Here is a 22,046-nt window from a genome sequence, read left to right on the forward strand (position 1 = left end):
ATCCTCTGCCGGCCGTTTTGCATTCCCTGTCAGGCCGATTGCCACCAATCGCGGCTGTCGTCCGCAACCTCGATCTCCTCGACATCGACGTCACGCAGCCAATCCTTGATCACGCGCCCTTTGACCGTCAGATCAGCGGCGAAATCCGCAAGCGGCATCAGGACGAAGCCGCGCTCGGTCATGCGGGGATGAGGGATAGTCAGCAGCGGCTCGGCACGCTCCAGCTCGCCATAGGTCAGGATATCGATATCGATCGTCCGCGGCCCCCAGCGTTCGATCCGAACCCGTTTCATGTCGCGCTCTATATCCAGGCAGACCTCAAGCAGCGCTTCCGGCGTAAGCGTCGTATCGACGGCGGCGCAGGAATTGTAGAAGAAGGATTGATCCGTCTTGCCCCAAGGCGGTGTCCGGTAGAGCCGCGAGACCGAAACCACCTGGCAATCTGTTCGCGAATCAAGCGTCCGTAAGGCAAGCGCCATCGCGTGCTTGGGATTATCCAGATTGCCGCCTAAGCCGAGCGTTGCGCGCACGGCTCCGTTTTCAGGCAAAATGCTCAACGCTCACCTGTACATAATCGAGGACGCCCGGAACCGGAGCATTGGGTTTGCGCACCGTGATCTTCGCCCTTCGGATGCTCGGAAAACGCCGGCACAGCTCCTTCGCCACATCGAGCGCCAGCGCCTCGATCAGATAGCGCCGGCGTCCCGTGACGATTTCCTCGATGACGCTGAATGCGATGCCGTAGTTGACGGTATCGTTGATCGAATCGCGTTCCAGCGCGTCGCCGGCTTCCACGTCGAGCTCGGCGTCGACAAAGAAGCGCTGACCGAGGAACTCCTCCTCGTCATGCACGCCGTGGCGGGCAAAGAAAGCACAATTCTGAAGAGTGATGGTGTAGGTGATAACGCTCATGACGTCCCTCCGTTTCGAACAGGCACGACGGCGTCCGAAAACCGCTCCCTATGATCCGGGATCATGCTTTAAGTCTCGCGCGCGTCCTGAGGATAGCATCCGCAACCGCCAGCGCGTCCCTGTTGATTGCGACATTATGTACACGGAATAGGGCCGCTCCCTGCAAGCGCAATATCGCATTCGCCGCAGCCGTGCCGACATCCCGATCCGGCGCGTCGCGTCCGGTAATAGCGCCGACAAATCGCTTGCGCGAAGTGCCCACCAACAGCGGCAGCTCGAATCGAAGCAGCGCATTAAAACGCGCCATCAATTCCAGATTCTCCTCCGTGTGCTCCTTGGCAAAGCCAAAACCGGGATCCAGCACGATATTCTGCCGGCTCACGCCGGCTGCAGCTGCGATGTCGAGCGAGCGACTGAGGAACAACATCTGATCGTCGATCACGTCGGGCAGCTTCTGCCGGTCGCGACCGGTGTGCATGATGCAAAGCCCGGCGCCTGTCTGCGCCGCCAGAGCCGCGATCTCCGGCTCGCGTTGCAGGCCGAAAACATCGTTGACGATATGTGCGCCGGCTCCGACCGCCAGTCGCGCCGTGTCGGCCCGATAGGTGTCGACCGATATCAACGCATCCGTCTTGCCGCGGAGAGCCTCGATGACGGGCAGCACCCGCCCCTGCTCTTCGCTGGCGCTGACGGCATCCCCGCCGGGCTTCGTCGATTCGCCGCCGATATCGATAATCGCGGCGCCATCCTCGACGCAGGCGAGCGCATGCGCAACCGCGGTATCGACGGCCTCATAGTGCCCGCCATCGGAGAAGGAATCCGGTGTCACATTGACGATAGCCATGATGACGCTCTGTTTGCCGACATCGAGGCTGCGCCCGTGCGCGACATGCCAGCTTTGGCTGCGAAGCTCTGTCACCAACCATCCCATCCCATTGAAATGAAAAAACCTTGCGCTTGATATTGCGCTCACAGTGGCTATGCCGCAAGGTTCGCCGAAGTTCAACATGGTAGCAACATGAATGCCGTTTGCGTCCCAGAAGATCCGTGTTTCGCTAGCGCTGTTGCTTGCGTGCTGCGCGCCCGGCATAGCCGACGCGGAGGTGATCGCCCGCAAATCCGTCTCCTATTTTGATATCAAGGGAAAGAGCGCAGACGAACTTGACGCGGCGTTGAACGAGCGCGGACCGCTCGCGATGGGCTCGAGCAGTCATCATCCCGGCGCGACCAGGATTCGCTTCGGTGGCAGCGCGACCTATAGCGAGTCGAACGGCCGCTGTTATATTTCCGGCGTGAAAGTTACCGTCGATACTGAAATCATCCTGCCCCGCTGGCGTGACCGGCGCCATGCAAGCAAGCAGCTTTCCATGATCTGGGATACTCTGTCGGCCGATATTCGCCGTCATGAGGATCGGCATGTCGAGATCGCACGCGAGCACGCGCGCCAGATGGAGAGGGCGATCCTTTCCCTGCCGTCGGCAAGCAGCTGTGACGCGCTTCAGGAAAAGGCAAACGAGGCGACGTCGCGAGAAACCGACCGACACGACGCCGATCAGGCGCGATTCGACCGCATCGAAGCGATCAATTTCCAGAACCGCATACAGAGACTGCTGTATTATCGCGGTCGGCAAAGCGGTCAGTGACCGGACGGAACATGTTCATTTCGGATGAAATAGCGACCGGATCGCAGCCAACTGTGTGAAAACAGCCACTATATCTGTGAATCGTCCGCCCGCGCCGCTCTTTGAACTTTACGAGAATCTGAAATAGGTTTTTCCTATGGAACGTAGAGGTGATCGCACCGGATGATTCGAAAATTCTGGGCGGGGTCTCTGATGGATCGATTGGATTGCCTGCGCTGGCGGGTTCGTTCGCTCTCCTGCGCAGTCTGGGTTTGCCTTTTAAAACATGCGCTACGTGTTCTCCTGGCGCGTCCTCTAGCCGCAGGTGTTTCCTCCCTTGCCTGTCGGTGATGCGCCCGCCTCGCCTCGCTCGCTGAAACTAGCAGAGCGGGGCTTCTTTTTGGAGCGAACCCTTGGATTTTACATCCGACAGTCCAGCATGATCGCGGCAGTCAAAAACATCGGCTGCAGGACGTTCTAGGCCTGGCGTTCGGGAACGTGGACGACAAGCCCGTCAAGGGCGCTCTTCATCTTGATCTGACAGGAGAGGCGCGAATTGGGACGGACGTCGAAAGCAAAATCCAGCATGTCTTCTTCCATCGCCTCGGGACTGCCGACCCTTTCGGTCCATTCCTCGTCGACATAGACATGACAGGTGGCACAGGCACACGCACCGCCGCATTCCGCCTCGATGCCGGGCACCGAGTTGCGAACGGCATTTTCCATCACGGTGGAGCCCTCGTCGACATTGAGGTCAAAGCGCGTGCCGTCGAAGGCGACGATGGTCAATTTGGTCATTTAGGTGAATTCCGAAATCGTGAGTGAAGGATCGTTCGGAATTTTACTTCCAACAAATCGCTGGGGCAGTCAACATTTGCGCCGCCGAAACGGTTTTACCCGTTTGGCGGCGCAATGCCTGAATTTACCGATTTCAGGCGCGTCAGTTCAACGCGACAGCTTCAGAATGAAATTCTCAGCGTCGACGACACAGGTGGTAACCGCCGCCATGCGGGCGGCATCGCCTGCATCGCTCTCGAGCGCCGCTGCCGCATCCGCCACGCGGAAGGCACCGACGGCACTGGCCGCACCCTTCAACTTGTGCGATGCCGCCTGAACACGCTTGGCGTCGCCGCTGCCGATCTCCTGCAGACACGAGCGCGCCTGCCTGGCGAACATCTGCAGCACCTCGACCTCGAGGGCCTTGTCGCCCATCGTCTGCTTTGCCAGGTGAACCAGATCGATCGATCGCTCCCGCGACGGAGCCGGGCCCCGCGAATTGTCCGGAGATTCAAACGCGATATTCAGTGCTGCCATGTGCCAATGCTCCCGTCTTATAACTGTGACTGTTTATGGGACCTGCCGCATGCTTGCGGCCTGGGGATGGCCATCGAGTTAAATTTTGGCACATTCAGGGCGCAAATCTCCAGACATGGTTAACGTGCGTTAAACATGCTCAAAATATTGGCTTTTCATGATGTTGCACCGGCGAAGAAGGTTAATGGTCTCTTAATGATCCACTGCCTTTACGGTGGAGTTAATTGTCATGACTGGGGGAATGTGTCACTACGATACTGATAAATTGGGTCTTTGGCGCGTGCCTTTGCCCAAGGGGTGGATAGTGGTAATGTTTTCATAACATTCGTTTGAAAAAGCAGTTATCCACTCTGAATGTAATAGGAAATCCATCATCGATAGAGATCGACGACGGAGGACCCCACGGGAGGCAGGGTTCGTCTTTTCTGGACACGGCGGAATTTCCGGAAACGACACGGCAAGCCCGATTTGAGTTGTAACGAGGCGTAACCGCATGGCGAACAAAAAGTACATCGAGTCGGTCGAGGACAAAGCCTTCCAGGCATTGGACGAAGCTTTGCAGATCGATTTCAGTGACGAGGACTTGGAGTCTCGCAGCAGCCCTACACCCGATGCCCCGGAGCGAAAATTGTCTGAGCCGACCAAGCAGACTAGGGACGACGCAGCCCCTAAGACGACAGGCGCCGCACGCAACTCGACCACAACGGCCGCCACGCCACGCCCGGCTGAAGCGCCGAAGAGCCCGAACCTCGCAGCAGCCAACGATGCCAACCGGGCAAGCCCGGCCAGCATATTGAAGGCTCTGGACGGCGGCTCCCAGAGCCACGCGGTGCGCAACGCCACGATCTTTTCGTTGTTCTGGATCATCGGCGGCGTCGGCCTCGCCATGCTTCTCTATGGCACTCAGATCCGGAACATCCAGTCCGTCGCCGATCTCGCCGCCCTTCCCGGCGTCATTGCCTGCATCGTCGGCATCATCGTTCCCGTTCTCCTGTTCTATGCCTTCGGCATGATGATCTCCCGTGCGCATGACATGCGCAATGCGGCCCGCTCCATGGCGGAAGTGGCCTTGCGCCTCGTCGAGCCGGAGACCGTCGCCTCCGATCGCATCATGACGGTCGGCCAGGCCGTGCGTCGCGAAGTCTCCGCTATGAACGAAGGCATCGAGCGCACCATCGCGCGCGCCACCGAACTGGAGACCCTCGTTCACACCGAGGTCAATGCGCTGGAGCGCAGCTACGCCGACAATGAACTGCGCGTACGCGGCCTCGTCCACGAACTCGGCGCCGAGCGCGACGCGATCGTCAACCACGCCGAGCGGATTCGCTCGTCGATCGTCGGCGTGCATGATCAAATCAAGGAAGATCTGTCGCTGGCGACGGAAGAGATCGCCGTGCGTCTTTCGACCTCGGGCGAAGCCTTCGCCTCGATGATTGACACGCGTGCCGCAGCGCTGATGGAAAAGTCGGATTCCGCGGTCAACGCGATCGGCACCCTGCTCGCCGCCAAGACCGACAGCCTGCTGCAGAACCTCAACGCCTCCGGCTTCGCGCTCAGCCAGGAATTCGACACACGCCTGGAATCTCTGTCGTCGACGCTTTCCGAACGCGGCAAGGAATTGCTCGGCCAGTTCGAAACCCGCGCCTCGACGCTCGACGCAAACACCGAAAAGCTCAACACCGCACTCAACGAGCGCGCGCGCCAGCTGAATGAGACATTGGTGGCGCGAACCAAGGAGATCAGCGAGAGCCTCACCGGCGGCGAGCGTTCGATCACGGGCACGCTCGACGATGTGCTGACCAAGCTCAATACCGCGCTTGATGAAAAGGGCTCAAGCTTCCGCCAGAGCCTGCAGTCGACGGCTGACGATGCCATCATGGACATCGATCTTCGCTCAGGTTTCTTCGATGAGCGCTTCCAGTCGACGATCGCGCAGCTTTCGACGGCCTTCGACGAACGCGTATCCCAATTCCACTCCGCCTTCGACAAGCGCGCCGGCACGCTCGACAGCAAGCTTTCGGAAAGCCTTGCTCGCATCAATGAGACCTTGGGCGGCAACTCCGATGCTCTGGAAGGCATTCTGACCTCCAGCATCGAACGTCTGGGTTCCACTCTTACGGACCAGTCCTTTGCGCTGGCCACGACGCTGGCAACGGGCCAGGAAGTGCTGGAAAGCGCGATCGGCTCCAAGGCAGGCGAGATTACGTCCGCGCTCCAGAATGCCACCAGCGGCATTTCGTCGGCACTCACCTCGGGCACGGGCGAATTGAACACCACCCTCGCCTCGCACGCCGGTGCCTTTACGTCGGCGGTCCAGGGTGTCACACGCGATGTCACGACCGCCCTGCAAAGCGGCACGGAAGAACTGACGACAGCCTTTGCCGGCGGCGCCAACAACATCAACAACACGCTCTCCGCGCGTACCAGTGAGATCACGCAGGCGCTCGGCTCAGCCCACGAGCGCATCGACACCGTCATGGCCGCCCGCAGCAGCGCTCTGTTCGGCGCGCTCGCTGACAATCAGTCGCGCTTCGAGCAAACGCTCTCCGAACGTTCGGAAGGCATCGTCAATGCCGTCACCGGCTCTCACGAGCACCTGACCGCGGCTCTCGATGAGCGCACGTCGATGCTGGCGATTTCGCTGGCCGAGAACCAGCTTCGTCTCGAAAACACGCTGGCGAGCCGCACCGATGCCATCACCGGCATCATTGCCGACACGCACGGCAAAATCGCCGACACGCTCGACGACAAGACGATGGCCCTCGCCATTGCTCTTTCCGAGAGCCAGGCACGTCTCGAAGACACCGTCTCCGGACATGCCGAACATGTCGCAGGCACTTTGGACGAGAAGACAAAGGCGCTTGCGCGCGCACTTGCCGAGAGCCATGCTCGTCTGGAAAGCACCGTCTCCGGCCACGCGGAAAGCGTCACCAACGCGCTTGACGACAGGACGATGGCTCTCGCCATTGCGCTCTCCGAAAGCCAGGCACGGCTGGAAGATACCGTTTCCGGGCACGCCGAGCGGGTCGCCGACACCCTGGACGGCAAGACCAGTGCGCTCGCATCCGCGCTGACGAGCGGACAAGCGCATCTCGAGGAGACACTCGCCAATCGCGCCGAAGCGATCATCAAGGCATTTGCCGGCAATCATGCCGCATTGGCTGAAGCGCTGGATGACAGGACGATGGCGCTCGCCATCGCGCTTTCCGAAAGCCAGGTCCGTCTGGAGAGCACCGTCTCCGGCCATGCGGAAAGTGTTGCCAACACATTGGACGACAAGACGATGGCACTTGCCATCGCCCTTTCCGAAAGCCACGCGCGACTGGAAGACACCGTTTCCGGTCACGCCGAGCGCGTCGCCGATACGCTTGATGGTAGAACAAGGGCACTTTCCGACGTTCTGACGGGCGGTCAATCCCGCCTCGAGGCAACGCTGGCCAATCGCGCCGAAGCGATCACCAACGCATTCACCGGCAATCACGCTGCGCTGGCCGATGCCCTGGACGAGAAGGCTATGGCCCTGGCCATTTCGCTTTCCGACACCCAGTCTCGCCTCGAGGACACCCTTTCCGGCCGTCTGGACGCACTTTCCGACACGGTAGCCGGCACCCACGACAAGATCGTCAACAGCCTCGACGATCGGACGATGGCACTGGCGATCGCCCTTTCGGAGAATCAGGCAAAGCTTGAGGAAACTCTGACGAACAGTGCCCAGGCTATTGCCCACACCGTCTCCAGCGGCCACGAAGCGCTGACCAATACGCTCGACGACAAGAGCATGGCCTTTGCGATTTCTCTTGCCGAGAACCAGAGCCGCTTCGAAAACACCCTGGAATCGCGCGCCAATGCACTGCTCGACAGCGTCTCTGGCGCAGAGTCTCGCGTGACCGATGCCTTCGGCGACAAGGCGGATGCCATTCGCGCCGCCTATACCGAAAATCAGGCTCGCCTCGACCGTTCGCTTGCCGCCCATACCGAATCCCTGTCGGGACTGCTCGGCAGCAGCAGCGACCGGGTCGAGAATGTTCTCGGCACCACGACGCGCCAGCTCGAAAATACCCTCGGCGCCGGCCTGTCCCAGATGGACCAGAGCCTGGCCTCGGCCTATGAGCGCATGCGCTCGACGCTGGAGGATCGCAGCCACGAGATCAGCCTGACGCTCCGCGACGCACATGAGCAACTCGACAACACGCTGCTCGAACAGACGACCGCGATCGGCACGTCCATCGCCACCAGCGCCAGTATGCTGGAAATGTCGCTCGAGGATCGCGAGGCCTCGCTGCGCCAAAGCATTGATGCCAGCGCGAGGGCTTTGGAAGAACGCCTGAACAGCGGCGCCGGCGATATCGCGGGCCGCATACAGCTGGCCGCTGGCGACATTGCGCGCTCGGCCGAGACCTTCTCGTCCAACCTCAATCAGTCGATTGACGGCATGACCAACCGCTTCGCCGAAACCGGTTCCCGCGTCGAGGCCAGCCTGTCGACTCTCGAGAACCGCATCCACGAAGGCGTCGGCGGCGTTGCTGCCCAGGTCGACGCAGCCGGCAACCGTCTTTCCGAGACGCTGGCGAGCGGTGCAACTCAGATAGATCAGAGCGGCAGCACGGCTGCCGCACGCATCGAAGAGCGTCTGTCGACCATGGATCGCGCGCTCAATGTCGGCCTGGAAGCCGTCAACCGCACGATCGAAGGCAAGGCCGCAAATCTCGCCACGACACTGCGTACCGCCGTTGCCGACGCCGCTCAGGGCATGGACAGCGAGGCTACGCGCACAGCCGATCTGCTTGCTAGCACCGGTCAGCAGTTTGCCGACAATCTCGGCAGCCACAGCGATGCTTTCACCCGCGCCATGAGCGAGCGCTCCGATGATCTAGTCAACCGCGTCTCGGAAACGCAGAACCGGCTGGCGAGCCAGGCCGCAGCCGTTGCCCAGACCTTCTCGGAGGCCGGCAACGCGATCGTCGCCAAGGTTGCCGAAGCCGAAGGTCTCGTCAGCAATCAGGTCGACACGATTTCTCAGGCTCTGTCATCAGCCGAAGAGTCGCTGGAAGCCCGTGGCGCCTCCATCCGCAATACGCTGACCGGCGGCAGCGAGCAGATCGCTTCGACCATGGCGCAGGTCGAACGTGCCCTTGATGAGCGCGGAAACGCCATCCGCACCTCACTCGAAGACCGCGCCCGCCAGATCGACGCCACGCTCACCGATGTCGACAAGGCACTGGAAGCGCGCGGCGCATCGATCCGCACTTCGCTCGACGAGCGCACCCGCGAGCTGAACTCCATGCTGGCAGGCCGTTCCACAGAACTGTCGCGCCTCATCGACGAAAAGGCCCGCCCGATCGTCGACCGTTATGCGGCAACGGGCCAGGAAGCAGCGGCCCTCATCTCGGCGGCGGCTCAGGAAAGCAGTGATCGCCTGCGCGCCGAAAACACCGCCCTGATCAACGCCATCGCATCGCGCACCGAACACGCAGTCAACACCGTCAGCTCGCTCGAAAACAATCTGTTGGCAAGCGTCAACGGCATCATCGCCCGCCTGGCGGAAAACAACTCGACGATCGCCGGTCTGCTGACCAATGCCGCTACCGAGTTCGCGACCGTGGACGATCGCCTTAGCGCGACCTCGGTACGCTTCGCCGAATCCGCCGCGAAGGCCGGCGAGATGGTTTCGGCCTCCTCGCGCCTCCTCGAAGGCAAGGTCGACAAGCTCTCGGAAATCACCGGCCAGACCCTGTCGCAGGTCGGCAACATCGTCGGTCGCTTCGACGAGCATTCCAAAGTGCTGTCGCAGGCATCCCAGCTTCTGGGTGCTGCGCAATCCAACCTCGTGTCGACGCTTGAGGAACGCGAAACGGCATTGCAGAACCTGGCCGTCGGGCTCGTTCAGCGCTCGGAAGAGATCGAGAACACCATGCGCGCCCTCGGCTCGATGGTGGAAACTGCCTTCGACCGCGCCGAACAGCGCTCCAACCAGGTCACCGGCAATCTGCGCCAGAGCGTGCAGTCTTCCTTTGCAGATATCGGCCGCGTACTCTCCGAAACGGAAAAGCGGGCCGAGGACGCAGCGGAGAGCATGCGCGGCGTACTTCACAAGGCCAGCGAAGACGCGAGCCAGGCAGTGGAAAGCACCTTCGCGAGTGCCGAGCGTCGCTCCAACGACCTGAGCAACCGTCTTCGCGGCGGCCTCACGGCTTCCTTGTCCGAAGTCGAGCAGATGTTTGCCGAAGCCGGCAAGACGTCTGATGGCGCGGCTCAGCAGCTGCGCGAGACCCTGCGTGTTGCTGTCGATGACGCTGTCGGCCGCTTCGCCGGGGCAACCGACGAGATCCGCCGTTCGGCCGGCGATATCCGCAGGGAACTCGACCTGACCCGCAGCGAATTGAAGCGCGGCGCCTTCGATCTTCCCGAAGAGGCCAAGGAAAGCGCTGCCGCCATGCGTCGCGCCGTGGCCGAACAGATCAAGGCCCTGCAGGACATCTCGCAGATCGTCGGCCGCTCGACGCAGCAGCTGGAGATCTCCGAGCCCTCAGCTCGCGCGCTGGCAGACGCACAGCCGGCCCAGCGCCCGCGGCCGGCGGCACCTGCCCCGACCGCAGCCGCCGCTCCCAGGCCACAACAGCCTGCTCCGCAACAACCTGCTCCACAGCAGCCCGCTCCCCAGCAGAGCGTACAGCAACCGCCGCAGCCTTCGATCGAATCCTTGGGCCTGCGCGGCTCCATCCCGGCTGCTCAGCCGCAGCGACCGGCAGAGACGCCCGCTCCGGCCCGCCAGGAAACGGCAGGCGGCGGCTGGATCAGCGATCTGCTGCGCGGCGCATCTCGCGACGAGAACGCCGAGCTGCCGCCGGCCCGCCAGACCGCGCCGCGTCAGCAGACAGAAACGGCAGCGGCTCCCGTGGCCCGCAATCCGCGTCACGTCGTGGAATCGCTGAATTCACTGTCGGTCGATATCGCCCGCGCCATCGATCATGATGCGTCGGTCGATCTGTGGCGCCGCTACCAGCGCGGCGAACGGGATGTCTTCACTCGCCGTCTCTATACGCTGAAGGGCCAGCAGACCTTCGACGAAATCAAGCGCAAGTATGATCGCGAGCCGGAATTCCGCACCGCGGTCGATCGCTACATCGCCGATTTCGAAAAGCTGCTTACCGACGTTGCCCGCACCGACCGCGACCGCACCGTCACGCAATCCTACCTCACCTCGGATACCGGCAAGGTCTACACCATGCTGGCGCATGCCGCGGGCCGCCTGAGCTGAGATTGAGGTAAGACGAAATACGAGAAAATCCCCGGCTAAATGCCGGGGATTTTGATTCGCGCCGATATCGGAGGATGAACGGCAATAGATACAAAAAGGCGGCCTTGAAGGCCGCCTTTACGCTATAGCCGACAGCCGATCGGACTACCGGGCGTCATGCACCTTCGAAATGAGGCCGCTGGTAATGCCGACAAGCAGGAAACTTCCGTTGATGCGAACCCAATGATAGCCGCGCGGAGGCGCCGTCAGTCGGTAAGTACGATAGTCGATCTCGGCCGCGCGATGCCGGTCGGAGGCGGACAAGCGCCGGCCCTTAACCCAGCCGCCCTTGCGAACGACCACCTTCTTCTTCACCACTTCTTTCTCAACGACGACCTGTTTGCCGGTCGGCGCTGGCTTGACTTGCGCTGTCGCAGCCAGCGGCATCGCCAGGACCGACGCCGCAAGAAGGACGGTGAAGATTTTTCTCATTGGTTGTTTCCTCGTTTCAGAATCTGCGCGCGAACCTATCCCGCCGGACATGAAGCGAATCTGACGGTTGGATTACAATTTCGTAATGAAAATGATCAGCTTGTGTGAATTTCCTCAAATACCGTCACAAGCCGCTGACGACTTCAAAGCTCATCATAATTGAACCAGTCGAAATCCGCTATCTTCGCGCGTCCCGATGTATCGAAGGCAAACATGCCGGCAAAGGCGCCGGTGAACGAACCATGCTCGCCGCGACCGCCCTCATCCGAAATGAGCCCGGCATCAAGCACGGGACCGATGGCCTGCCACGCCCCCATGCCTTCCGCCTGCCAGAAGAACTGAAGGTCGTTGTCGCGCACTTCCATGGCAAGCTGGATCCGCCCGTCGGGCACGGCGACACCGGCATCGATCGGAAAGCTCAAACGGCCGTTCGGATAGTCGCCGGGGCAGGTCATGATGGTGACGCAGCGCCCGAGCTTCTCATGCAGGGTCACGGCAATCGCATGCAGCTTGAAGCGATTGTAGTAATGCGTCAGGCCCGCGACCTGCTGATAGGTGTCCGGCTCGAATTCGATGACTGTTTCGGCGCGAAAGCTGTGATGTTCCTGCCGCCGGGCGACGAGAGCCTGCTCGAACCAGGAGCCGATACTCTCGCGAGCGAAAAGCCTCAGATGGCCTGATCGCTCCGTCAGGCTGAAGATCCGCTCCGGCTGCGGGGTGCGCAGCCACTGGAAATCCATCGGCAATGTGCGCTCGTCAAAATTATAGCCGCTGCGGCGGGGCTTCTCGATGCGCTCGGCGCCATTCAGGCCCGGCACCTCGACATCTGGCACGCTGGTGCCGTTTTCCAGGTAAAGCCAGCCGTCGTCCTTCCAAACGCACTTCTGCAAGCCGGTCTCGCGGCCGAGTGTACAACGGCGATGCGGCGGCAGCGGCCGGCCGCACAGATGCGTGTGGTAGAACTGGCCGTCATGTGTCTCGACATACTGGCCATGCCCGGCTCTTTGCAGCGCTGCCTCCGGATGATCCTTGGACGTGATCAGATATTTGTTCGGATGCAGCTCATAGGGGCCGTCGATTTCGCGCGAGCGTGCCATGGTCACGGCATGATCGTAGCCGGTGCCGCCTTCTGCCGTGGTCAGATAATACCAGCCATCGCGCTTGAAGAGATGCGGTCCTTCGACCAGGCCGAGATCGGTGCCTGAGAAGATATTCCTGATCGGCCCTTTCAGGGATTTCGTCGCCGCATCCCATTCCTGCAGGAGAATGCCGTCGAAGGCGGGCGTCTTCGGTGAACCGCCATAGCTCTCCGTTCGGTGGTTCCACTGCATGTTGACGAACCACTTGCGCCCGTCATCATCATGAAACAGCGATGGGTCGAAGCCGGAGGAATTGACGTAGGACGGCTCGGACCATTCGCCTTCGATGGTCGGCGAGGTCACGATATAATTATGCGCGTCCTTGAAGTTGCCGTCATAGCGCTTGACGTCGGTATAGACGAGCCAGAACAGACCATCCGCATGGGAAAGGCACGGCGCCCAGATGCCGCAGCTGTCGGGTTCGCCGCGCATGTTGAGCTGCGACGCCCGCTCCAGCGGCCGGCGCACCAGCGTCCAGTTCACCAGATCGCGCGAATGATGGATCTGCACGCCCGGATACCATTCGAATGTCGATGTGGCGATATAGTAGTCCTCGCCGACGCGGCAGATGGACGGATCGGGATTGAAGCCCGGCAGGATCGGGTTGCGGATCATCGGACATCTCCTCCAGAGAACACATCAATATGCGCCGTTCGGACGGCAATAGAAACAATGACCGGCGACCCGCAGTCCGTTCCACCGGACAAAGCAAGACGCCCGGAACCAGGTTCCGGGCGTCTTGGGGTTATCAGTCCCGCTCGGCCGACTTGGCCCAGAGATTGACGTCAGCCTCACGGGCGTAGACATCGATTTCCTTCAGCTCTTCTGCCGTGAATTCGAGATTGTCGAGCGCCTTGACGCAATCGACGATCTGCGAGGAACGGCTCGCGCCGATCAGCGCCGAGGTGATGCGGTCGCCGCGCAGAACCCAGGCAATCGCCATCTGCGCCAAAGTCTGGCCGCGCTTCTCGGCGATCTCGTTGAGCTTGCGGATATTGTCGATGATCGACGGGCGAATGAAATCCCGCTTCAGGAAGTGGTTCTGTGCGGCACGGCTGTCTTCTGGAATGCCGCCCAGATATTTCGTCGTCAGCATGCCCTGGGCAAGCGGCGAGAAGACGATGGAACCGATGCCGAGCTCATCAAGCGTATCCACAAGGCCGTCATCCTCGACCCAGCGATTGAGCATGGAATAGCTCGGCTGGTGGATCAGGCATGGCGTGCCGAGTTCCTTAAGGATTGCGGCAGCCTCGCGCGTGCGCTGCGAACTATAGGAGGAGATACCGACATAGAGCGCCCTGCCCGAGCGAACGATATGGTCGAGCGCAGCACAGGTTTCTTCGAGCGGCGTATCCGGGTCGAAACGGTGGGAGTAGAAGATATCGACATAGTCGAGCCCCATGCGCTTCAGGCTCTGGTCGCAGGACGCGATCAAATACTTGCGGCTGCCCCATTCTCCGTAAGGACCCGGCCACATGTCGTAGCCTGCCTTGGACGATATGATCAGCTCGTCGCGCAGGCCGGCGAATTCGGTGCGCATGATCTCGCCGAAGGCGGTCTCGGCACTGCCGGGAGGCGGCCCGTAATTGTTGGCGAGATCGAAATGGGTGATGCCGAGATCGAAAGCCGTGCGGCACATGTCGATCTTGCGGTCATGTGGCGTGTCACCGCCGAAATTGTGCCAAAGCCCCAGCGAAACCGCCGGCAGCTTCAGACCGGAGCGACCGGTCCTGTTGTATTTCATTTTCGCATAACGGTCGGATGCCGGTTGCCAAGCCATGATTATAATTCCTTCGAGATGAAAAAACGCGCGGGTTGCCCACCCGCGCGCAAACTAGCTTTTCCTGTGCTCACTTCAAGAGCGCCTGCGCCTCTTCGATGCCGAGTGCGGCCGGCTGCGTGCAGGTGGTGGTCAGATCGACGAAGCGGTTTTCCGCACCCGATTTGAGGATCGACGTCATGACGTCGACACCGTGCAGCGTGCGGTCGAGCGAGCAACGCGCATCGCGCCCGTCGATCAGCGATGCCGCCATGTCGGCCAGACCGGCCGTGCGGTAGTTGGCGCGCGGGCCGCTCGGGCTTTCCTGGTTGGCGATGCCGAAGGGATGCGCCCAGTTCTCGAGCGGCTTGATGTCCTTGTCGCGGCCACTGGCCTCCACCGTACCGCCGAAGAAGTTCGGGTCGGGCACGTAGAGCGAACCCTCGGTACCGTAGAGTTCCATATTGGCGTGGCGATGCGACCAGACATCCCAGCTCGCTGTCAGCGTGATCGTCGCACCGCTGACGAATTCCAGCAGCGCCTGGATCGTCGTCGGCGTCTTCACCGGAATGGTCTCGCCGTTGCGCGGCTCGCTGGTGATGGTGCGGGTCGGCGATGCCATGGACGTCATGGCACCGACACGCTTCACCGGTCCGATCAGGTTGATCAGATTGGCGATATAATAGGGACCAAGGTCGAGGATCGGACCGCCGCCCGGCAGGAAGAAGAAATCCGGGTTCGGATGCCACATTTCCATGCCCGGGCTCATGACATGGCAGGAGCCCGAGGTGATGCGGCCGACGCCGCCGTCATCGATGAATTTGCGCGCCAGCTGATGCGCACCGCCGAGGAAGGTGTCGGGAGCGCAGCCGACGGCCAGCCCCTTCTCCTTGGCGATGCGGCGCAGCTCTTCGCCCTGCTCCAGCGTCAGCACCAGCGGCTTTTCGGAGTAGGCGTGCTTTCCCGCTTCGAGAATGCGCTTCGAAACCGGAAAATGCGCATCCGGGATGGTCAGGTTGACGATGACGTCAAGCTCGTCATTGGCGAGCAGTTCGTCGATGGTCTGGGCCTTGACCTTGTATTCCTCGGCGCGCAAGCGCGCCGCGTCCATGTTGATATCGGCGCAAGCCAGCACATTGAGCCCCTTGAAGAGCGGTGCGAGCTTGAAGTAAGTCGTTGAGATATTGCCGCATCCGATGATGCCGACGCCAAGTTCCTTAGCCATGTGGAAATGCCTCAAAAGCTCTTGAAGGATGCGATGGAGCGCGTGATCAGGCGATCGACATCGCTCGGATTGTCATGTTCGATAACGTAATGCTTGGTCTTGGTGCCGGCCAGCGCCTTGATCAGCTTGGCCCACGGAACCGTACCATATCCAAGGTCGGCCCAGCCGTCTTCATTCTTGTTTTCGCCGGCCGGCGCGATGTCCTTGACGTGGACGGCCGTGATGCGCGAGCCGAGCTTTTCGATCCAGGCGAAGGGATCGCCACCGCCGCGGATGACCCAGGCGATATCGGCTTCCCAGGAAATGTCCGGAGCGCCTTCGAAGATCTGTTCGATCGGCAGCGAGCCGTCAGCCTGCTTGACGAACTCGAAGTCATGATTGTGCCAGCCGAATTCGAAGCCTGCATCCTTGTAGGGCTTGCTCATCTCCTGCAGGCGCTTGCCGAAAGCAAGCCAGCCGGCTGCGTCCGTTGGGCGTTGATCGGCGGCCAGATGCGGCGCGTAGATCGAGTCCATGCCGAGGGTCTTGCCGATCGTCAGCGACTTCTGCACCTCACCGTCGAGGAAATCCGGGCTGAAATGGCCGCTTGCCATCGTCAGGCCGTTCTTGTCGAGTTCGGCGCGCAGGCTCTTCAGGCCCGCGTCGTCGAGGTCGGCATAAATGCCGCCGAAGCCCTCGACTTCCGCATAGCCGGCCTTGCCGAGCTTTACGAATATCTCGGAATAGGGCTGGGAATTGCGGGCACTATAAAGCTGAAATCCAAGTTTCGTCATCGATAGTCCTCCATGGCCTCATGGCCGTCTGTCATGGGCTTGTAGCCCGAAATCGCCGCCGTGGCGGCGGAATAGCTCAATCCACCGATTGGCTGGATTGCAGGTCGTAAATGCGGAATTCAGGGACGCCGCCTGCCAATGGCTTGGCCGGCGTAAAGACGATGCGGCGGCTTTCGCCGGCGGCAAGATCGAAGGCGTTGTCTGAATAGCGCCCCTCAACTTCACTCTCGATCATCACGAACAACGCAAGTCCCTTTGCGGAGACGGTAAGTTCCACCGCACCGTTCTCCTGCTTGTCCTCCCTCAGCACCGTCAGGCCTGCAGGCCGAAGCTCCAGAGCCTTGTAGGTGCCGTGAACATAATGCCCCTCGCCGCCCATGCCGTTCGATGCGGTGAAACGCCACGCCAGCAGGCAATCGGCAGGAACCTGTTCCGCATCGATCGATAGCGCGACCACTGCCGCGTCCGGCGTGCAGACCGCGTGGGCTGTCGTTAACGGCACACGTTCGCCGTCAAGCTTGAGCAGCGAAACCGAAATATCAGCGGTGATATCCGCATTGGTATCGTTGACCAGCGAGAAGCGGATGGTCTTGTTGTCTTCCGATGGGATCGCCGCGACCGATACCGGCTGGAAGAAGCGCCGCACCAGATAATGCATCGCCTTCCATCGGCCGCCGTAGTCCAGGCTCGACCAGGACGCCACCGGCCAGGTGTCGTTGAGCTGCCAGTAGATCGTGCCCATGCAATGTGGCTTCAGCGACCGCCAATATTCCACCGCCGTCTTGATGGCGAGACCCTGCTGCACCTGGCTCAGATAGACGAAATTCGGGAAATCCTTCGGGAAGCGGAAATAGCGGAACATCGTGCCGGCAATGCGCTCGTTGCCGCCGGCATTCTTCTGATGCAGCTCCATGACCGGAGAGGCGATGTTCATATCCTTCGCTTCGGCATAGGTCTTGATGACAGGCAGCGACGTGTAGGACTGGAAGCCGAATTCCGAGCAGAAGCGCGGACGGACGGTGCGATAATTGTCGAACGACTTGTTCTCGTGCCAAACCGACCAGTAATGCATGTCGCCGGAGCCATCGGCATGCCAGGCATCACCGAAGTTCAGATAACCCGACGCCGGGCTCGACGGCCACCAGATTGCGTCCGGCGCGGCCTTCTTCATCGCCTGCTCGATCGTCCTGTTCAGACGATCGTAGGAAACGAGGTAGCGGTCTCGATCCCTACGGGATTCCTCGAACCAGGTGAGCGCCCCGACGAGTTCGTTGTCGCCACACCACAGCACGATCGACGGATGCGTCGCCAGCCGGCGAACCTGATAATCCACTTCGGCCTCGACGTTCTCCAGGAAATCGCCGGTGGAGGGATAGAGATTGCAGGCGAACATGAAGTCCTGCCACACCATCAGGCCGAGGCGGTCGCAGATATCGTAGAACCAGTCGTGCTCGTAGAACCCGCCGCCCCACACACGGATGATGTTCATGTTGGCCGCCGCCGCCGATTGCAGCAGATCTTCGGTCAGCTCCGGCTTGGAGCGCGAGAACAGCGCGTCGGCGGGAATCCAGTTGGCGCCGCGAGCAAAGATCTCGCGGCCATTGACCTTCAGCGCAAAGCGGCTGCCGGCCTCGTCTTCGTCAGTGATCAATTCGACCGTGCGCAAGCCGATCTGCCGCGTAACGGTCTCGAAATTCGTCTCCACGGATAGGGCATAAAGCGCCTGCTCGCCGTTGCCGGCCGGCCACCAGAGCTGCGGCTTGTCGACATGGAAGAGATGGGTGATCGAGGTCTCGCCGGCATTGACGCCGACATCGAGGCGCACCCGCTCGTCATCCAGCGAGAAATAAAGCTGTGCAACGCCTGTTCCCTTGGCAAACAGCGCCACCGTCACCATGAGATCGACCGAACCGTCGTCATTGTGGATCTGACGGGTGACGACATTCTCGATGCGGGCAATCTCAAGCTTCTTCAGCGCAATCGTGCCGTAGAGGCCGAGAGGTGCGATCGCTATGTTCCAGTCCCAGCCGAAATGGCATTGCGGCTTGCGCAACATGTTGCCGTTCGGGATCGGCGAATTGCCCGTGCTGTACGGGATATAGAAAGGCTGCTTCGCCTGCAGCGCAGCACCTGTGGTAATGCTCGAATGCAGGACGATGCGAATGCTGTTCTCGCCCGCCTTCAACGCCTTCGAGACATCGGGGCGATAGCGCTGGAAGCAATTGTTGGCTTCCAGCACCAGCGCGTCATTGACATAGACGCTTGCGACCGTGTCGAGATAGTCGATATCGAGATACCAGTCGCCACCGGCGTCATCGAGGGTAAAGCTGCGCGTCAGCTCCCAATCCTGCTTGGCGACCCACTGCACGGCCTCTTCGTTCCGGCCGAAATAGGGATCGGGGATGAGGCCTTCCGCATTGAGCGCGGCGTGGACATCACCGGGCAGAGACATGGAAAGAGAATGATCGCTGTCGGGAGACGTGAGCTTCCACGAGCCAGCCAGATCGATGGCAAAATTATCGTTGATCGAAGACAACATCGGACCTCCCCGGACCGCTGTAAGGCGGAGGCGGCAGGGCCGCCCCCATGCATATGATCATATTCTGAGTTCTGTCTGCGCATCAAAGAGCGATGCGAGAGACATGTCAAAGCCAAGCTTCACACCCGTACCGGGGCTAAAACGCCTGGCGCCGTTAACGCGCACCGACATGGTATGGCCGGCATGCTTCAGCCAGAGCAGATTGTCGGCGCCCATCGGCTCTTCGATATCGACGGTCGCATTATGCGCCTCCGCACCCGGCGCCAATTCCTCGTTGACCTTGATGTGCTCGGGACGCACCCCAAGCACGACTTTGCGGCCGGCTTGCAATGCCTCGCCGGCCTTATAGCCATTGAGCGAGAACAGCACATCGTTGGTCGCAAACACGACCTTGCCTTCACGGCTCACCAATTCGCCCTTCAGGAAGTTCATCGAAGGCGATCCGATGAAGCCGGCGACGAAGAGATTGCGCGGCTCGTTGTAGATCGTCGTGGGGTCATCGAGCTGCATGATGACGCCGTTCTTCATGATGGCGATGCGGTCGGCGAGTGTCAGCGCCTCGATCTGGTCGTGGGTGACGTAGATCATCGTGTTCTTCAGCGACTGGTGCAGCCGCTTGATTTCGACACGCAGCTCCGAACGCAGCTTGGCGTCGAGGTTCGACAGCGGCTCGTCGAACAGGAACACGTCGACATCACGCACGAGCGCACGGCCGATCGCAACACGCTGACGCTGGCCGCCCGAAAGCTCGGCCGGCCTGCGCTTCAGCAGCGGTTCGATCTGCAGGATCTCCGCCGCACGCGCGATGCGCTTCTTGATCTCGTCGTTCGGCACCTTGGCGACGCGGAGACCAAAGGACAGATTCTTTTCGACCGACATCTGCGGATAGAGCGCGTAGGACTGGAACACCATGCCGATGCCGCGGTCCTTGGGCTCTTCCCAGGTGACGTTCTTGCCCTTGATGAAGATCTGGCCCTCGCTGATGTCGAGCAGGCCGGCTATGCAGTTGAGCAGGGTCGACTTGCCGCAGCCGGACGAGCCGAGAAGCACCAGGAATTCGCCGTCATTGATCTCGAGGTTGAGAGTTTTGAGGACGTTGACGGCGCCGAAATTCAGCGAAAGGTCTTTGATGGAAACGCTACTGGTCATGGATCACCCCTTCACTGCGCCGGCGGCGATGCCCCGGACGAAAAGCCGCCCGGACACGAAATAGACGATAAGCGGCACCGCGCCGGTCAGTAGCGTTGCGGCCATGTTGACGTTGTATTCCTTGACGCCCTGGACGGCGTTGACAACGTTGTTGAGCTGCACGGTCATCGGATAGTTCTGCGTGCCGGCGAAGATGACGCCGAACAGGAAGTCGTTCCAAATGCCTGTGATCTGGATGATCATGCCGACGACGAAGATTGGCAGCGACATGGGCAGCATGATGCGCAGGAAGATCTGCCAGAATCCCGCGCCGTCGACGCGCGCCGCCTTGAACAGCTCGGGCGGAAGCGAGGCGAAATAGTTGCGGAACAGCAGCGTGTTGATCGGCATGCCGAAGATCGTATGCACGAGCACGATACCGCCGAGCGTCGAAAACAGGTGGAGTTCGCGAAGCACCATGACAAGCGGATAGAGCATGACCTGATACGGAATGAAGGCGCCGAACAGCAGGATCGTGAAGAAGACCTCCGATCCCTTGAACCGCCAGTTGGCGAGCGCATAGCCGTTGACCGAGGCGATGGCGATAGAAACGATGACGCTCGGAACCAGGATCTTCACCGAATTCCAGAAGCCGACCTGGATGCCGTGGCAATAGAGGCCCGTGCAGGCCTGCGACCAGGCTTTCACCCAGGGCTCGAAGGTGATTTCCATCGGCGGCGCGAAAATGTTGCCCAGGCGGATTTCCGGCATGCCCTTGAGCGAGGTAACGATCATCACATAGAGCGGCAGCACGTAGTAGAGCGCGGCAAGGCTCAAGATGCCGTAGAGCATGATGGTGCGCGGCGCGAAGCGGCGCTTGGGTTTTGCGCCCGAAGGCTCGATGGTGGCGGCAAGTGCCATTTGGTGCCTCCCTTATCTGCGCTTCTGGCGGAACTCGTAGAGAGCCCACGGCACGACGAAGATGAACACGGTGACCAGCATGACCGTGGAGGCGGCAAGCGCCTGCCCAAGGTTGGAACGCTGGAACATGAAGTCATAGACATATTTTGCCGGCATCTCGGATGCGAAGCCCGGACCGCCGCTGGTCATGGCGACGACCAGATCGTAGACGCGCACGATGCCCGAAGCGACGATGACGAGCGTGGTGACGAAGACGCCGCGCATCATCGGAATGACGACGAAAATATAGGTCCGCCAGGCCGGGATACCGTCGACCCGCGAGGCCTTCCAGATCTCGCCGTCAATTCCGCGCAGACCCGCCAGCATCAGCACCATCACCAGACCGGTGCCTTGCCAGAGCCCGGCGATGACGAGCGCGTAGAGCACCGTCTTCTGATTGCCGAGCAGCGCGAAATTGAACCAAGTGAACCCCATGTCCTGCATCAGCTTTGGTAGCCCCAGCGCTGGATCGAGGATCCATTGCCAGACCAGGCCTGTAACGATGAAGGACAGCGCAAAGGGATAAAGGAAAATGGTCCGGAAGGTATTCTCGAAGCGGATCTTCTGATCCATCAACACGGCGAGAATGAAGCCGACGACGAAAGCAAAAACGAGACTGAGAACGCCGTAGGTGGCGAGATTGCCGATCGAGATGTTCCAGCGATCCGTGCCCCATAGGCGCTGATACTGCGCCAACCCGACAAAGTTGGAGCTGGGCAGCAATTTGGAGTCGGTGAACGAATAGATGACGGTCCAGAGCGTGCAACCCACGAAAACGACGATCACCGTCAACACCATCGGAATGGCGGCGATCTTCGCATTGAGGTTGCGGAACAGACCAAATGGCCGGACAGCGTTAGCCATCGATACCTCCGTTGGCGGTGCGCGGCAGGACAGGCGAGAGATCTCGCCCGCCCTGCTCGCTGGCAACCGCAATTGATAGGAT

The 22,046-nt window shown here is 60.7% G+C and carries 16 protein-coding genes; 2 read left to right on the forward strand and 14 right to left on the reverse strand.

The features are described 5' to 3' along the window. Window positions 1-29: 29 nt before the first annotated feature. The 3 genes from folK to folP form a co-directional block, all read right to left on the reverse strand. Window positions 30-548, reverse strand: coding sequence for a 2-amino-4-hydroxy-6-hydroxymethyldihydropteridine diphosphokinase (folK, locus tag JTP94_RS22810; protein ID WP_204853078.1), 519 nt, complete (start codon window positions 546-548; stop codon window positions 30-32). After that, window positions 541-912 (reverse strand): dihydroneopterin aldolase, encoded by a 372-nt coding sequence (folB, locus tag JTP94_RS22815; protein WP_034504785.1) that lies wholly within the window; start codon window positions 910-912, stop codon window positions 541-543. The genes folK and folB overlap by 8 nt, the downstream gene beginning before the upstream one ends. Before the next feature lie 61 nt (window positions 913-973). Next, window positions 974-1,843, reverse strand: a complete 870-nt coding sequence (folP, locus tag JTP94_RS22820; protein WP_204852713.1) for a dihydropteroate synthase — start codon at window positions 1,841-1,843, stop codon at window positions 974-976. 91 nt (window positions 1,844-1,934) lie between these two features. Between folP and JTP94_RS22825 the strand changes: the two genes are divergently transcribed. Further along, on the forward strand, window positions 1,935-2,555 hold the full coding sequence (locus tag JTP94_RS22825) for a DUF922 domain-containing Zn-dependent protease (protein ID WP_204852714.1): 621 nt from the start codon (window positions 1,935-1,937) through the stop codon (window positions 2,553-2,555). A gap of 456 nt (window positions 2,556-3,011) precedes the next feature. On the opposite strand, the gene JTP94_RS22830 is transcribed toward JTP94_RS22825, so the two are convergent. Both JTP94_RS22830 and JTP94_RS22835 read right to left on the reverse strand, forming a co-directional pair. Then, window positions 3,012-3,332 (reverse strand): 2Fe-2S iron-sulfur cluster-binding protein, encoded by a 321-nt coding sequence (locus JTP94_RS22830; RefSeq protein ID WP_047633076.1) that lies wholly within the window; start codon window positions 3,330-3,332, stop codon window positions 3,012-3,014. Between the two features lie 147 nt (window positions 3,333-3,479). Beyond that, window positions 3,480-3,848 (reverse strand): Hpt domain-containing protein, encoded by a 369-nt coding sequence (locus JTP94_RS22835; protein WP_034504779.1) that lies wholly within the window; start codon window positions 3,846-3,848, stop codon window positions 3,480-3,482. A gap of 493 nt (window positions 3,849-4,341) precedes the next feature. Between JTP94_RS22835 and JTP94_RS22840 the strand changes: the two genes are divergently transcribed. Then, window positions 4,342-11,106 (forward strand): hypothetical protein, encoded by a 6,765-nt coding sequence (locus JTP94_RS22840; protein WP_204852715.1) that lies wholly within the window; start codon window positions 4,342-4,344, stop codon window positions 11,104-11,106. Between the two features lie 144 nt (window positions 11,107-11,250). On the opposite strand, the gene JTP94_RS22845 is transcribed toward JTP94_RS22840, so the two are convergent. From JTP94_RS22845 to JTP94_RS22885, 9 genes are all read right to left on the reverse strand, one after another. Further along, entirely contained in the window at window positions 11,251-11,577 is a 327-nt protein-coding gene (locus tag JTP94_RS22845; RefSeq protein WP_204852716.1) for an RcnB family protein, read from the reverse strand. A 143-nt stretch (window positions 11,578-11,720) separates the two neighbouring features. Next, window positions 11,721-13,331, reverse strand: coding sequence for a glycoside hydrolase family 43 protein (locus JTP94_RS22850; RefSeq protein WP_204852717.1), 1,611 nt, complete (start codon window positions 13,329-13,331; stop codon window positions 11,721-11,723). Between the two features lie 133 nt (window positions 13,332-13,464). After that, a complete protein-coding gene (gene mgrA / locus JTP94_RS22855; RefSeq protein WP_204852718.1) occupies window positions 13,465-14,496 on the reverse strand; it encodes an L-glyceraldehyde 3-phosphate reductase in 1,032 nt (343 codons plus the stop codon). A gap of 70 nt (window positions 14,497-14,566) precedes the next feature. After that, complete coding sequence (locus tag JTP94_RS22860; RefSeq protein WP_204852719.1) at window positions 14,567-15,700, reverse strand: Gfo/Idh/MocA family protein; 1,134 nt, start codon at window positions 15,698-15,700, stop codon at window positions 14,567-14,569. An 11-nt stretch (window positions 15,701-15,711) separates the two neighbouring features. Beyond that, on the reverse strand, window positions 15,712-16,473 hold the full coding sequence (locus tag JTP94_RS22865; protein ID WP_204852720.1) for a sugar phosphate isomerase/epimerase: 762 nt from the start codon (window positions 16,471-16,473) through the stop codon (window positions 15,712-15,714). Between the two features lie 76 nt (window positions 16,474-16,549). Then, the gene (locus tag JTP94_RS22870) at window positions 16,550-19,012 is read right to left on the reverse strand and encodes a glycosyl hydrolase 2 galactose-binding domain-containing protein (protein ID WP_204852721.1); all 2,463 of its coding nucleotides are present in this window, start codon (window positions 19,010-19,012) and stop codon (window positions 16,550-16,552) included. A gap of 57 nt (window positions 19,013-19,069) precedes the next feature. Continuing rightward, window positions 19,070-20,161, reverse strand: coding sequence for an ABC transporter ATP-binding protein (locus JTP94_RS22875; RefSeq protein WP_204852722.1), 1,092 nt, complete (start codon window positions 20,159-20,161; stop codon window positions 19,070-19,072). 3 nt (window positions 20,162-20,164) lie between these two features. Next, window positions 20,165-21,061, reverse strand: coding sequence for a carbohydrate ABC transporter permease (locus JTP94_RS22880; protein WP_034504767.1), 897 nt, complete (start codon window positions 21,059-21,061; stop codon window positions 20,165-20,167). A 12-nt stretch (window positions 21,062-21,073) separates the two neighbouring features. Then, window positions 21,074-21,964 carry a carbohydrate ABC transporter permease gene (locus tag JTP94_RS22885; RefSeq protein WP_034504765.1) on the reverse strand — a complete coding sequence of 297 codons (891 nt, stop codon included), beginning with the start codon at window positions 21,962-21,964 and terminating at the stop codon, window positions 21,074-21,076. Window positions 21,965-22,046: the final 82 nt, after the last annotated feature.

The organism is Martinezella lusitana, from assembly GCF_016901135.1.
Classification (GTDB): domain Bacteria; phylum Pseudomonadota; class Alphaproteobacteria; order Rhizobiales; family Rhizobiaceae; genus Rhizobium; species Rhizobium lusitanum_D.